At 58.5% G+C, this 13,876-nt stretch carries 13 protein-coding genes, 1 tRNA gene and 1 pseudogene; 7 read left to right on the top strand and 8 right to left on the bottom strand.

Annotated features, from left to right (window positions below; all coding sequences use genetic code 11):
- Window positions 1–16 precede the first annotated feature (16 nt).
- A tRNA-Ser gene (locus AQ12_RS19260) sits at window positions 17–106 on the top strand.
- 95 nt (window positions 107–201) lie between these two features.
- Window positions 202–1,038: a phytanoyl-CoA dioxygenase family protein gene (locus AQ12_RS19255; protein ID WP_048441588.1), complete on the top strand. Its 837-nt coding sequence runs from the start codon at window positions 202–204 to the stop codon at window positions 1,036–1,038.
- 103 nt (window positions 1,039–1,141) lie between these two features.
- Here AQ12_RS19255 and AQ12_RS19250 read toward each other — a convergent pair whose 3' ends face one another.
- The 7 genes and pseudogenes from AQ12_RS19250 to AQ12_RS19225 form a co-directional block, all read right to left on the bottom strand.
- A complete protein-coding gene (locus tag AQ12_RS19250; RefSeq protein WP_193388008.1) occupies window positions 1,142–2,941 on the bottom strand; it encodes a DEAD/DEAH box helicase in 1,800 nt (599 codons plus the stop codon).
- 34 nt (window positions 2,942–2,975) lie between these two features.
- Window positions 2,976–3,563 (bottom strand): thermonuclease family protein, encoded by a 588-nt coding sequence (locus AQ12_RS19245; protein ID WP_082151693.1) that lies wholly within the window; start codon window positions 3,561–3,563, stop codon window positions 2,976–2,978.
- A 99-nt stretch (window positions 3,564–3,662) separates the two neighbouring features.
- Window positions 3,663–3,909: pseudogene (locus AQ12_RS23575) on the bottom strand (IS3 family transposase); the annotation flags it as partial.
- A gap of 336 nt (window positions 3,910–4,245) precedes the next feature.
- Window positions 4,246–4,935 carry a hypothetical protein gene (locus tag AQ12_RS19240; protein ID WP_048441586.1) on the bottom strand — a complete coding sequence of 230 codons (690 nt, stop codon included), beginning with the start codon at window positions 4,933–4,935 and terminating at the stop codon, window positions 4,246–4,248.
- Window positions 4,932–6,296 (bottom strand): hypothetical protein, encoded by a 1,365-nt coding sequence (locus AQ12_RS19235; protein ID WP_152682866.1) that lies wholly within the window; start codon window positions 6,294–6,296, stop codon window positions 4,932–4,934. Before AQ12_RS19235 ends, AQ12_RS19240 begins: the two co-directional genes overlap by 4 nt.
- A gap of 320 nt (window positions 6,297–6,616) precedes the next feature.
- Window positions 6,617–7,411, bottom strand: coding sequence for a hypothetical protein (locus tag AQ12_RS19230; protein WP_048441584.1), 795 nt, complete (start codon window positions 7,409–7,411; stop codon window positions 6,617–6,619).
- A gap of 4 nt (window positions 7,412–7,415) precedes the next feature.
- Window positions 7,416–8,870 carry a hypothetical protein gene (locus AQ12_RS19225; RefSeq protein WP_048441583.1) on the bottom strand — a complete coding sequence of 485 codons (1,455 nt, stop codon included), beginning with the start codon at window positions 8,868–8,870 and terminating at the stop codon, window positions 7,416–7,418.
- Between the two features lie 650 nt (window positions 8,871–9,520).
- Between AQ12_RS19225 and AQ12_RS23570 the strand changes: the two genes are divergently transcribed.
- From AQ12_RS23570 to AQ12_RS19210, 4 genes are all read left to right on the top strand, one after another.
- Window positions 9,521–9,721 carry a hypothetical protein gene (locus AQ12_RS23570; protein WP_152682865.1) on the top strand — a complete coding sequence of 67 codons (201 nt, stop codon included), beginning with the start codon at window positions 9,521–9,523 and terminating at the stop codon, window positions 9,719–9,721.
- Window positions 9,722–9,799: 78 nt separating this feature from the next.
- Window positions 9,800–10,519: an AzlC family ABC transporter permease gene (locus AQ12_RS19220; protein ID WP_053076809.1), complete on the top strand. Its 720-nt coding sequence runs from the start codon at window positions 9,800–9,802 to the stop codon at window positions 10,517–10,519.
- Window positions 10,516–10,845: an AzlD domain-containing protein gene (locus AQ12_RS19215; protein ID WP_048441582.1), complete on the top strand. Its 330-nt coding sequence runs from the start codon at window positions 10,516–10,518 to the stop codon at window positions 10,843–10,845. Before AQ12_RS19220 ends, AQ12_RS19215 begins: the two co-directional genes overlap by 4 nt.
- A 225-nt stretch (window positions 10,846–11,070) precedes the next feature.
- On the top strand, window positions 11,071–11,640 hold the full coding sequence (locus AQ12_RS19210) for a histidine phosphatase family protein (protein WP_048441581.1): 570 nt from the start codon (window positions 11,071–11,073) through the stop codon (window positions 11,638–11,640).
- A 13-nt stretch (window positions 11,641–11,653) separates the two neighbouring features.
- On the opposite strand, the gene AQ12_RS19205 is transcribed toward AQ12_RS19210, so the two are convergent.
- Window positions 11,654–12,586: a LysR substrate-binding domain-containing protein gene (locus tag AQ12_RS19205; protein ID WP_048441614.1), complete on the bottom strand. Its 933-nt coding sequence runs from the start codon at window positions 12,584–12,586 to the stop codon at window positions 11,654–11,656.
- A gap of 116 nt (window positions 12,587–12,702) precedes the next feature.
- Here AQ12_RS19205 and AQ12_RS19200 point away from each other — a divergent pair, with 116 nt between their 5' ends.
- Window positions 12,703–13,779, top strand: a complete 1,077-nt coding sequence (locus tag AQ12_RS19200) for a tartrate dehydrogenase (RefSeq protein WP_048441580.1) — start codon at window positions 12,703–12,705, stop codon at window positions 13,777–13,779.
- The last annotated feature ends 97 nt before the right edge of the window (window positions 13,780–13,876 follow it).

The raw sequence follows: 13,876 nt of genomic DNA, 5'->3' as shown, positions 1-13,876 counted from the left end.
ACAGCGAACATCATCTGGAGAGGTGGCAGAGTGGTCGAATGTACCTGACTCGAAATCAGGCGTAGGGGCGACCCTACCGTGGGTTCGAATCCCACCCTCTCCGCCACTACAAACGGTCTGACGCTATTGAATTGATAGCTCAGGCCGTTTTTTTTGCGCCGTAATATTGCGTTGTCACCAGATCACCCGGAACATAGCCCCATGATCGACCCGCAGCCACTCACCCAGCGCCTGCAAGACCGCCTGACGGATCAGCACATCAGCGATTTCGCACGCGATGGCGCGGTATGCATTCGCCAGCTCCTCACGCCTGCCGAAGTAGCGCTGCTGCGGGAGGGAATCGAGGTCAACCTGGCATCACCCAGCCCACGCGCCATCGTTGCGAGCCGTCCCGACGACCCGGGCCGCTTCATCGAAGACTTCTGCAACTGGCAAGACATAGCGCAGTACGAGCGCTTCATCCGCGAGACACCGCTGGCGCTGGTTGCGCAGCGCCTCATGCAGTCGCGCACCGTGCGCTTCTATCACGACCATGTGCTCGTCAAGGAACCCGGCACGCGCCAGCGCACGCCCTGGCACCAGGACCAGCCCTACTACAACATCGACGGCCACCAGAATGTGAGCATGTGGATTCCGGTGGACCCGGTCTCCCGATCGGCCACGCTCGAATTCGTCGCGGGCTCTCACAAGGGACCGTGGCTGATGCCACGCACCTTCATGGACAACCAGGCCAAGTGGTTCCCGGAGGGCTCGCTCGCTGACCTGCCGGATATCGAGGCCGATCGCAGCGCGCATCGCATCGTCGGCTGGGAGATCGAGCCAGGCGATGTGGTGTGCTTTCACATGCTGACCCTGCATGCGGCAGGTGGAGTGGAAGGCAGCAATCGCAGACGCGTGTTTTCGGTGAGGTACCTGGGTGATGACATCCGGCACGCGCCAAGACGGTGGAAAACGTCGCCGGATTTTCCGGGGCTTGCGGAAGAATTGCCAGCGGGTGCGGCGATGGCGCATCGGCTGTTTCCGATGCTGGTTGGGTGAAGCTCACCGGGCAACTCTCCATAAGGCTGTCATGCCGGACTCGATCCGGCATCCACCGCGCAGCGGCGACTGCGTCCATCACCACAACTGCGCGCTTTGCTTTCTACGCAGTCAACGTTTTCGCAAACGCACCATCGCCCGCAACAGTCATCATCAACCTCTGCGTTGCCCGTGTTGCAGCGACATAAAACAGTTTCGCCTCATCCGCAACTTCTTCGCCTTCCCTGGGCATCTGCCCTATTCCGACCACTGCGACCACCGGGAATTCCAGCCCCTTGCTCGCATGCATGGTCATGACCTTGATCGTGTCTGCCAGCGGGTCGAAGTCACCCGAACGGTGACGTACCTTGTGCGGGAGCTTACGCAAATGGAGAGCCTTAGCGCAGGCGTCCATTGCCGCATGGTCCCTGCAAAGGACGGCCATATCGCCCCAGGCGTGACCCTCCTCGTGCGCTGCTGCCAATAGCTCTGCGACTTTGGCCGGTTCGTCACGAGGGGAGGGCAGCCGCACGACAAGCGGAGCCTGACCATCGCGGCCGCAACTCACTGGTTGTACCAAAGGCACGCCATCCTCATCCTGTGCATGGGGCTGCAGAAATTCCCCTGCGACCTTGTTGGCCGTTTGCAGAATCTGTTTCGTGTTGCGGTAATTGATTTTCAGGATCGTGGTGCGCCCAGCGGCCTGGATGCCGACGCTCTTGAAGCTGAAACTGCGGGCTTTGCTCTTGCCATAGATCGACTGCGCGCTGTCGTAGAGAACGAGCAGGCTGTTGGTCTCCGGGTCCACCATTTGCGTCACGAGCTTCAACCATTCCGGCTCGAAGTCATGCCCCTCGTCGATCATCACAACCTGATACTGGCCCGAGGGAATCTGCTTGCGATCCACGCCGTTAATCACGTTGTCGATCATCTGGTCGAACATCGCCTTGCCTTGTGGCGGCAGGGGTTGACCATAGGTGACCAGTTGCTGGCGGCACCACTTGTGAAAGTGACGGGCGTGCACGCGGTCGGCGAGACCCTTTGCATTGAACATCGCATCGAGCTTCACGGCCAGCGGCTCGTTGTAGCAAAGGACCAGGATTGGCTTGGTCGAAGGAAGCTTGGCAAGGTGCTCTGCGCGATAGCCCAGGATCATGGTCTTGCCAGAGCCCGCGACCCCATGAATGACGCGATGACCGTCCCCAAGGCTGCGCGCAAGCTGCTCCTGCTGAAGGTCCATGACCCGCATCATGTCGGGCAACTCTTCTTCCTGATCTGTGAACAGCGTCGTCTGTGTGGGAACGCGAACCTGCGGGAACATGATCCACCGCACGCGATCGAGCTGTGGCAGAGAGATTGCCTTGCCAAATGCGTGCGGAAACATGTTCCACAGGCGCTGCTGAAATTCTTCCGGCTCGACCGATTCGAGCATCTCGTCCTTGCAGATGACGAGGTGGGCATCGATCGTCTGATCCAGTTCTGAATCAACGAACTGTTTGCGCGTGATGTTGGTGAAGACCACGCCGCTTCCCCACGGAAACGCCAGCTTTCCCTGATTCGGGCCTTCGGGGTGAATGAGTTGAGCGTCGCGCTCCAGTGCGTTGATGACCTGGATGGCGCAGTGACGGGCCTGCGCTGCGGGGTTGATGACGACCTTGGGTCGACCCTCCACCGTGAGGGTCCAGGATTGTTTGCTGCATTCCTGGATTGTGTCGAGCTTCCAGTCCTTGGTTTCCAGGATGAGAAGACCGCGTCGAGGATGAATGAGAACGAAGTCAGGGTGCGTCTGCTTCGGGCCAACCGGCACGTCATACCAGAGCACGTAATCGTCGTCGAGCTTTTGCTCCAGGCGCTCGGCAAGACGGCGCTCGCCGGAAGTCATGCGGCTGGCACATGCGCCTAAAGCTGGAATTAGTACTGCCATGGGTTCCCCTTGGGCGGAGGATACGCGCGTCGAGCTATGTGGCTCGCCTGATCACAACTAGAAGTCCGCCTACAACGCCATTCGTGATGGACTCGGTGAAGTATGCGACCTCCCGAGGACGCGCGCGACTTCGAGCGCGAAAGTCCCAAGGTGGAATTGGGAGGGGATGTTCCCAAAGACCCAATCGTTCACGTTTGGCTGCGACTTCCGCGGCGGCATATCGGACTCGGTCCTGCGCACCTTGCTCATGCTCGTACTTCTTGTAGTGCCACGCTAGTCCTTGTCGGATCAGAAACAAATTGGCATCTCGCCCCTCTACGATCAGCTTGGCAACCAAGCGACCATATCTGTCCTCTTTTTCAACCTGGAGCATTGCCCGTTTGGAAAGTGCCATATCGATCAAAGCGAGTTTTGCAGCGTGTGAAAACGGCTGCTTGCGCTCAGGCGCATCGATGCCCGCAAGTCGCACGCGGACAAGCGTGTGAGTATCGGTCAGGAAGTCTATGGTGTCCCCATCGAAGACCCGAACGACACGGCCAGCGAGTTCGGTTGCTTGCGCACCGCTCGCGAATAGGAGCCAAATTGAAAGGGCGATGAACTGCAAAGTCCGTTGAATTTTCATTGCCTCTTTCCGAAGAAAACTGACCGTTCTTGGATGAAGAACAGAGAAAAGCGCAATTTCACTGAAAGCGTTGTAGTCTGGTTTATGCCTACGACCCGAGTGCGTCTTGATGCCCGAGTCGCATTCGGGGTCGAGTGTCACCGGCCGATGGGTGTCCAGTCGCTGTTGTCGCTTGACCTATGTGCCGCATTGCGTTTGCGAACGCGGGTGTACGGCGCATGCCTCGCCGCGAGAATCGCATGATCCTCACCGGCATGGCGCTGGGCCGGGCTGACGTAGCGAATGCCACGTGGCGATGCTCGAAGTTGTACCAACGCCCGAAGCCTGCTGCCCATGCTCGCGCCTCGGTCTCGCGAGAGTAGTATTGTCCCAGTGACAATCCGCGCCACATGTTATCTCCTTTGTTGCCGCTATCTGCACGTAGCCGAGTGAGAAGCATCAGGTTGCAGGCCAGCCGCCAGCTACGATAATCCAAAATAGTGGGCTTGCAGGCTTGGCTGCGTATCTCGGTCACCTTCGATTTCCGCGGAAGAAGGAAACAATGTTGCCAATGAACGAAAGATCTGGTCTCTGGTTTGGCCGCGAGGTTGGCTGCTCAGTCGGCCGGAATCTGATGACAATGGCCTGCTCCATTTCGTCGAGTTTTTTTTTAGAGCGGCGAGTGGATCTTTGTCCATGCTTGTTATGTCCTGAAGGCGGACCACACTACGTTCATGGAAGATAGCAAAGAAGGTCTAGCAATGACTTCAAGAAAGTATCTGCAGTTCGGCTTCTGCGCCACCAATGGCATAAATGTCTCCCGGAAATTTGCATGGCTGAGCTTCTCAACTGAGGCGAACTCCCGGTTCAAACCTTTCAGGATCGAATCCATCTCGAGCGACGGATTTTCAAGCTCAATCCTGTCATCAAACACTCGCACCCTGGCAATAGTCTTTGGCCGCACTTTTCCGCCTACAGTCTCGTAGACGCAAGAAGGGGTACCCCAAGCTTTCATTTCGCCCTTCAGCCCTTCAAGCTCTTGATCTCTGGATTCGATATCTGCTTTCATGCGTCGAACGTTCTCGGTGCCACCTGAAGATTTCACCGCTTCGACTGCCTTGGTCACGCTTTCTCTACCGCCGTTCTTCTGGAAGAACTCCGAGGTACCGGGGAGGTGCTCTAGGGGCCCCATCTTTGTAAGGAGATCGGTCAGCTCAACTAAACTCGACACCTTGGTGCCTTCGAGCAGCATCTGCCTTGCTGCAGCTTCTTCCTTAGTTAGGGGCTTTCCCGCGAAAGCCTGAGCGACAACGTAAATTAATAGCCCGAAGAAAAAAACTTGCAGGAGAAAATCAATTAGCGTGAAGAAGAAGACATCGTCCCCTTGCTTCATACGACCCGAGCCTTCCGCGTTTCGTCGATTATGTTTTGCGCGACAACCGTCAGCTTTTCGGTGAATAGGCTGGCCGCTCGACTTGCTGTTTGGACATCTTTGTCTAAGGAACTTGCCGCGATTGATACTGTTTTGTGCAAAGCGTCCGATGTCTGTGTCAAGGTGGCCGTAGCCTTAACGCCGTTTGCGGCAATCTCCGCCAACAGGTCGTTAACGGCCTTCGTTGTTGACTGAAGGCCACTAACGTCTGCCGTTAGTTTATGAGCTTGCTTCAGGTAATCCAACGCCTCTTGCGTGTTTGTCGAGAGGTTTTGAGCATCTCCTCCCGCGCTCTGCAGCATCGCCTGCATGGCACTCAACGCTGACCTTAGTTCATTGGTAACCATGATCGCATCGTCGACCGGCCTTGGAAGCGCTTGTAGGTGGTGCTCGACCGCTGAGGTTGTCACCCGGAGTTGTTCAAGCTGGCCATCGAGTCCCAATACGCGATCACCCATTCCCGGAAGTACGCCCGTAACGCGCTCAATCCCATCGGCGAATTCTTGAGTCCTGTGACTCGACTTCACGAAAGACTCGGTTGCGAGCTCAAGTTGGCCAGAGGCTTGTGCCAGAGTCTCGAGTTGTTGCTGAGCTTTGGCCGTTAGGGTCTTGAGTTGCTTGAACGTGGTTCCAACACCGCCTAAAGAGCCGCCCAGTGCGGATAGCTCTTCAACGACTTCACTCAGTGCTTGAGTCGTGCGAACTGCATTGGAATGAGCGCCCTCGAAAGAATCGACGCTTCTTATGATCGTCCCATTTGGACCTCCGACCTGCTCGAGGCTGTCTGAGAGGGTAGCCATGCTGTCGGTCAATTTGATTGATACGTCGTGCAAATGGGTTGTCGCTGCCGCGGTTTCGGTGGATCTCGTCGAAAACTCCAGGAGCGCCTTATTCAGGTGAAGCACACATTCCAGTGTTACCTTTACGCTTCGCGCAAGCGCCTCTCGTTCCTCTGCAAACGACGTCTCATTCACGAGAGATCGTAGATCTGTAAGACCCTGGTTTCCTGACGCTAGTGTTTGTCGTAGTTGTTGATCGAATACTCGGGCCAACTCGAGCATGCTTTTCTCGGCGGTTGCTGTGGCACTGGTGGTGGCTGCTTCCGTACGAGCCATTAAGCTCGAAGCAAAGCTGGAGAACTGAGTTGAAGCGATTTCAACGTTCGTAACCAGCTCTTGCGTGCGCTTTAAGTATCGGTCTAGTACCACCTCGGGGCTTTGTTCGTCAATCCATGTAGAGATGCTGGTCAGATGCATACGGGCGAATACTGCATAGCCAGTGGCCAAAAGCCCGAGCCCGAACTGAAAGGCAATGACATCCATTGGGACTTTGCCTCCCCCTGTAGCTAGAGACACAGCACTGACCCCGAGTGCAGCGATAGTGACTAGAAAGCCGAAATAGTAAACGCTGTCGATTGCTGCTTGACTGAGTCCAGTTCGTGCACGGGGACTCAAATAGCCGACGTGGTACCAAACGAGAGGGGCGACCCCGACCAAAGTCGCTATCCAAGGAGTCTGACCGGAGAACGTGGCCCCTACCAAGAGGAAAAACGACAAGGCTGCCAGATTTCGCATGGTCGGAAAAAACGACTTCGGTGCCAATTGGCTTTGAGTCGATGGCTGTGGCTCGCTGTTAAACATGGTCAGTAGCCTGGAAGGAAATCGGGAGTGAATGAGACGTCCGGCCCTTGGTTATCGCCAAAAAACCATGGCCAAAGCTGATCGCGACAGGCCAGCGTTGCGCGGCTTACCTGTGTTCTTGGGATGATGTTCAAAGAGACGGATGTATTTACAAAGGTCGGGCGTTCGCGTGCACCGTTCCGGGATTCGCGGAACGCTTTCACCGTGGATTGCTGATCACGACAAGCCTGTGGCGGGTACATGGTAAATTTCCCTGGAACATGCTCCAGCATGTCGCTAAATACCATTAGCGAGTTCTTTTTGTTGCGCAGATATTGCGTCAAGGAGATATCGATGATTGCTTGAGCGACTGGCGATTCCTTTGAATCTGATGAGATGGTGCTTAGCGCCTTTCCAAGCGGCTCATGGAATTTGGCTTTGAAGTTCTTCTCGAGTAGGCGAGGACTCTCTACCAGTCGATTCCCTTCTCGTTGTGGCTTGCACCTCGAAAAGACAGGCACTAAGTTCTGCCGACTCACGTCTGTTACGCTGAAGACTGTGACGCGTTCGTTTGCCTGAACCTTGTGTTCAACGTGGGCTAAAGCGCGAGCAACGATTTCATCCCGGGTTTGCTGGGAAACTGTTTCCGTATTGTCGATCACGAAAACAGTCCCGGCGGTCACTGGTGATATGCAACCGCTGGCGTCCGGTTTCAGACTCTTTTCGGATTGAAACTTAGCGACCACGAGGGTCAGGGCAATGAGTAGTGCCCCTGCAATAAGTCCGAAGCCCTGCTTGTCTTTTTTTGAGAATGCCATAGCCCTAGACCTGGACGCGACGAATGACCTGTACACCTGCAGATACGTTATCGCTTGCTTCCTTGTGAATATCAGCAAGAAATACGGACATCGTCTTGTTTAAGACCTCAGACGTATCCTGTTGGAGCGCTTGCAGTCTCTGGTTCAGGGCGTCCTTGCTACTGTCTGCAATTCTTTTGACTTCATCCTGCACTTTTGCGAGTTCATCAAGAACTGCCTGAGCGTGGGAGGGGTCGCTTCGAAAAGTCAGCTGAGGCTTAGCGTCAAAGTACGCCGGAGGAGGTATGGCCCGGACGCTCACATTCGCATGCCGGTAGGCGTCAATTACCATTTCGTACTCTCGAACGATGGCTGCAGCTTGTGCTTGAAGGTGTGTTCGTGAATGGTTCAGATCTGCGACTCTGCGCGCCAGCATCCCGACCTGAGTGTTCGGTTCTTGGATAGCCGCATGGACGGCAGCTTTCCTAGTGTGCAAGAGTTCCTTGATTCGTTGGCGGGCAGTGTCCTTTAGACGAGCCTCGTTGGCTAACAGGCGTCGGTGTTTTCTGTCTTTACGACCATAGTCCGGATATCGGTCGTCAATCGTGTATCCCTTCCAGAATGCAAGTACGCTGAGGGTGATCCCAAACACAAAGAGGATGAAACTCTGCTGGTCCTTCAGGATCATGTCAGCTTGAAAGACCCTTACGGCTTGCTGCCACGCTTGGATAAATGCTTCGCTGACTTGCGTGGGCTCGCTGGGATCGGTCACCAGCTGATATTCACTGCGAAACGAGGCAAAAAGAGCGTTACAAAATACCGTCGCGAGCACGAACGTGAATAGTGCTGCCCAGCCAGCGATTTTCGTTTCCAGCGCGCTGAGATTTCTAAATCGAAATGAAAGACCGAGGAGGAGTGCCGTAAGCATGTTTACGAGCGCAATTCCTCCAGCTACGAATAGACCGCCGAGCAAGCCCTGACTGTTTTCAAAAAAGAACGCGTTCGCAACCATCTCCAAAACCGCTAGCAGCGCAATTACGCCGAGGTGCCACACGATGCTTTCCGGGTAGTGCGCCTCTTCATTGATTGAATTGACAGCCCTGAAATAGTTGAGCTCAGCCTCAGATCTGAGTCTGGCCTCGACGGCATGCACAATCGCCGAACGGTCAGAAGAAAGTTCTGCCTCGACGGCGGCGACGGTCCCTGTATCACTGATGAGTTGTTCGACAGCCAGTTGATGTTGAATTGACTTCTGCCGTGCTTGGGTAGCTTCCCTCGAAGCTTCGGTGAGCGCCGAGTCGAATAGCTGCTGCTCGCGATTGAGATAACTCTCTGCTTCCGCACGGAGCCCGACTTCATGTTGATCGAGGTTCGCAGCGTCGTGCGGCGGGCGATTTTTGCGGCCGTCCTTCTGGCCGGATTCCCGATAGTCTGGTAATTTCTCCGCGAGCTGTCCCGCGTAAGTGCTGATCGCTGCCATAGATCACCTTCCCCGAGCTTTATGTTTTTGAGGGTTCTGACGCACCATCTTCCTTCTCGCTTCGCACCGTTAGGCCTGTACCCCTGCAGTTTTGGGCAACTGGCGTATCGATAAAATTTGTAAGGCTTTGACCTGCAGTCCGAGCGGCTATTTCTAGAAGCCTTTTGAAGCTTGGAGTTACTCTGAGCGTCATGGCTTGTTTTAGTCGAGGAAGCGCTTATTGAAGATCGCAGTACAGGCAGCACAATACACAAGTGGTTACGGATCGCGACGAGGATTACCCTGACGCTTGACGTTACCAGCGCTACGTGGCGCACGAAGTAGACGTACCTGATCCTGGACTCCTACAGCCGCAAGATCGTGGGTCGGGCAGTGCATCACTGCGAGCTGGGCAAGCGCCCCCGTTGCACTGGAGCGCCACTTCGCGAAGTCCGCACCGGTTACACCCGGTGCTGGCGGCACCATGCGCTGGCTGGCCTCGTCCAGCGCCGCCGTCGTGATCACCGCCTCAGCCGTGGCCGCAGTCCAGGCGAGCCCATTGGGGGCCCTGGACTGCGTGGGATCGCGTCACTGTTACAGCGTTCTCGCTCCGACTCCGACGTCATGCGAGATGACTTGCGCCGCCGCCCTCGCAGTGGCGCCTAACGCCTGTGCAAAATCGTACGGGCGGTCCCGGTGCCAGTCCCCATCCGCAGGCCGGAGCGCGGGAGTGTAGCGGCGGCTTCGTGCTGTTCGACGACCGGATCACGCTCATGGGTTGGATGGGCATCGCGCTCATCATCGCCAGCGGCATCGCATCCACCGTCATACGCGTGCGCTCTGCGCCGGGTTCCCCTGCGGAAGAACATTGAACGGGACGCCTGATTTTTGTGCAGCCTCGTTTGCACTTCAGAATACGGCAGGCGAGCATCAGGCCGCAGGGAAGTAAATTGGTTTCTCAATTCATCGCACTCACGCGCCGACCCCTCTTTCGCGAGGGCGTGCGCGATGGCGCACCGATGGCGATCGGCATCTTCGCATGGGGTCTGGTCGCGGGCGTTGCCATGGCCAAGAGCGGCATGGGCGTGCCGCTGGCGCTTTTCATGTCCATCGTCACTTACGCAGGCTCCGCGCAGATCGCAGCCTTGCCGCTCATCGCATCAGGCGCGCCGGTCTGGGTGGTCTGCGCCACCTGCCTGTGCGTGTGCCTGCGTTTCCTGGCTTTCGGGTTTCACTACCGGCCGTACTTCGCGCACCTGCCGCGCGGCCGGCGCCTGGCGATGAGCTACCTGATCGGGGATTCCAACTTCGCGGTGTTCGCGCGCCGGTTCGAGTCGCCCGAACCCGGCGTTCGGTACGAACAATACTTTCTCGGATCGGCCCTCATCACGTTTGTGGCCTGGCAGGTTTCCATCACCATCGGCATCGTGGCGGGCAGCGCGATTCCCACGTCGTGGGGGCTGGGCTTTGCCGGCACGATGGCCTTGCTTGCGATGCTGTGCACGCAGCTGCGCTCGCCCTCGACCTGGGTGGCTGCGCTCGTGGCCGCATGCGCAGCCGTTGCTGCGTACGCGCTGCCTTTGAAGCTCAACATCCTGGTGGCGATTGCGGCGGCGGTCGCGTTCGGTGCGCTGGCGCATCACGGGCGCCCCGCGGGTGAGAAGGCATGACCCCCGTCGAAATCTTCTTCACCTCGATCGGCATGGGCCTGGTGGCGCTGTTTTGCCGCGCGTTCTTCCTGATGCCCGAAGGCGAACTGCCCATGCCCCGATGGCTGCGCGAAGGCTTGCGTTATGCGCCCACTGCAGCCCTGGCAGCCGTTGTGGCGCCCGAGCTGTTCATGACGCAGGGGCAGCTCATCCACAGCGTGCTCGACGCGCGCCTGGTAGGCGCTGTGGCCGGGCTTGCGTTCTACCTGTGGAAGCGCAGCCTGTTCTGGACGATTGTTGTCGGCACCGGGGCCATGCTGGCGGCAAGGGCGTGGCTGGGGTGGTAGTTCCGCTACAATCGCGCCTCTTCCGGCAAAGTTGCACTACCGGAACTGCCTGGCCAGGCATAGCCGCATCTCACGGCGCACGTCGTAACGAGAGTTCTCCGACGAAAAACAATAACGAGCTTTCCTGCATGTGAATGTGCCGTAGCGTGGGTCGCGTAAGAGCCCACGACCAATTCCTCAAGAGCCTGCCGCGTGCAGGCTTTTTCTTTCTTCCTATCATCGGCCATGCTCTCCCACCTATCGCGTTGCGGTGCCGCTTTGTTGCTCGCAGTCACCAGCTTGACCGCGCTTGCCGACGAGGCCGGCTGGTCTGCGCTCTCCAGGCCCGGCGCGATCGTGCTGTTGCGGCACGCGACTGCGCCCGGTGTCGGCGACCCGCCCGGCATGAAGATCGACCAGTGCGCCACGCAGCGCAACCTCGACGCGCAGGGCCGCGCCGAATCACGCCGCCTGGGTGAACTGGTGCGCGAGCGCGGCGTCCGCGTTCAGTCGGTGCTGCACTCGCAGTGGTGCCGCACGCGTGACACGGCTCGGCTGGGATTTGAAGGCATGGCGCCGCTGCGCGATGAGCCGCTGTTCAATTCGTTTTTCGAGCGGCGCGGCGAAATGGACAGGCAGACATCCGGCGCCCGCGCGCTGCTGGCCAACTGGAAAGGGCCTGGCGCGCTGGTCGTGGTCACGCATCAGGTCAACATTACCCAGCTCACCGGCGAGACACTGTCGTCTGGTGATGGACTTGTGGTGCGCGTGCCTGCAGGCACTGGCCCACTTGAAGTGATCGGGCGCATTCCCTAGTTCAGCCGGGCGGCTACTGCACTCTTGCGATGTTGCGAGCCAGCGAGAGCGCCACGAAATCCACGAACGCCCGCACGCGCGCCGTGCCCTGGTGGCGCTGCGGATAGACCGCGTACAGGTCGGCGTTGGGTGCGTTGTACTGCGGCAGCAGCTGCACGAGCCGCCCATTGCGCAGGTAGCGTTCGATGTCCCATTCGGCGCGCAGCACGATGCCGTGCCCATCGAGTGCCCAGCTGACCGCGATTTCACCGTCGTTGGTCGCCATGGTTCCTCGCGCCTTGATGTTCTCCGGCTTGCCTGCGCGCCCGCGGGTCAGGCGCAAAACGCCGTACGCCTCTTCACCTTGCCGGATGCCGATGAAGTTGTGACTGGCGAGATCCGCCGGTACCCTGGGTTCGCCATGACGCGCCAGGTAGGCGGGCGACGCGCAGAGCAGCCGTCGGTTGGGCGCGATCATCCGGGCGATCACGCGCGCATCGGGCGGCGGGCCGAACCGGATGCAGACATCGAACGCATCTTCGGTGAGCGGTGGAGGGTCCACGGACAGTTGCAGGCGCACTTCAACCTGCGGGTACTTGCGTGCGAAGCGCGAGATAACCGGCGCGACATGGCTGCGGCCAAAGCCCAATGTGGCGTTGACCCGGAGCAGTCCGCGGGGCGTCGATTTCGATTGCCCCAGCAGTTGCTCCATGTCCTGCAACTCGCCCAGGATGCGCTGGGCGTGTTCAAGGTAAACCTCGCCCTCGGCGGTCAGGCTCATGCGGCGCGTCGTGCGGTTGATGAGCGTGAGCCCCAGGCGTGCCTCCATCTGCGCGAGCCGCTTGCTGACGGCGGCGGTGGTCAACCCCTGTTCGCGAGCAGCGGCGCTCAGGCTGCCCGATGACGAGAGCAGGGTGAAGAAGCCGAGGTCGGCGGGCGAAATCGCGGGCGAGGCAGCACTGGACATGATGCAAGGCATTATCAACCTTGAGTTGACAATGACTCAAATTCGGCTGCAGTCTGGAGTGCGTGCTGCGACTTAAAGTCTGATGCTTCAGCAGCACGCAAAACAAGGGACACCCCATGAAGACATACACGATTGCAACCATTCCCGGCGACGGCATCGGTAAAGAAGTCGTGCCCGCCGGGCAGGAGGTCATGCAGGTGCTCGCCACGGGCAGCGCACCCTTTCGCTTCGAGTTCGAGAACTTCGACTGGGGCGGCGACTACTACCGCGCGCATGGCGTGATGATGCCCAGCGATGGGCTGGAGGCCATCCGCAACAAGGACGCGATCCTGTTCGGATCCGCCGGCGATCCGCACATTCCGGACCACATCACGCTGTGGGGCTTGCGCCTGAAGATCTGCCAGGGGTTCGATCAGTACGCCAATGTTCGGCCCACGCGAATTCTTCCAGGCATCGATGCGCCGCTCAAGCGCTGCAAGTCCGAAGACCTCAACTGGATCATCGTTCGCGAAAACTCTGAAGGTGAGTACGCAGGTGTCGGCGGCCGCGTGCACCAGGGCCATCCGATCGAAGCGGCGACCGATGTATCGATCATGACGCGCGCCGGCGTGGAGCGCATCATGCGGTTCGCGTTCAAGCTTGCGCAGTCGCGTCCTCGCAAGTTGCTGACCGTCATCACCAAGAGCAATGCGCAGCGCCATGCAATGGTGATGTGGGACGAGATCGCCTTGCAGATCTCTAAAGAGTTTCCGGACGTCAGGTGGGACAAGGAACTGGTCGATGCTTCCACGGCGCGAATGATCAACCGGCCTGCATCGCTCGACACCATCGTCGCGACGAACCTGCACGCGGACATCCTTTCCGATCTTGCTGCGGCACTGGCAGGCAGCCTGGGCATCGCGCCGACGGGCAACATCGACCCTGAGCGCCGTTACCCGTCGATGTTCGAGCCCATTCACGGTTCGGCTTTCGACATCATGGGCAAGGGCCTTGCGAACCCGGTCGGGACATTCTGGTCGGTGGTGATGCTGCTGGAGCATCTGGGCGAGCAGGCCGCTGCGGATCGCCTCATGCGCGCGATCGAGCGTGTCACGGCGGACAAGGCGCTGCATACGGGAGACCTCGGCGGCACTGCGACAACAACGCAGGTCACACGCGCCGTGTGCCAGGCGCTGGAAGCGAACGACGCGTAGTCGCCGCTGCGCGGTGGATGCCGGATCGAGTCCGGCATGACAAATCCGGCTGTCATTGCGGACTCTTAAGAAACACCACTCAAGTGCTTGATTCGTA

It is taken from the genome of Caenimonas sp. SL110 (assembly GCF_001044395.1).
In the GTDB taxonomy this organism is placed as follows: Bacteria; Pseudomonadota; Gammaproteobacteria; order Burkholderiales; family Burkholderiaceae_C; genus Ramlibacter.
This window is presented reverse-complemented; position numbering and strand designations above follow the sequence as displayed.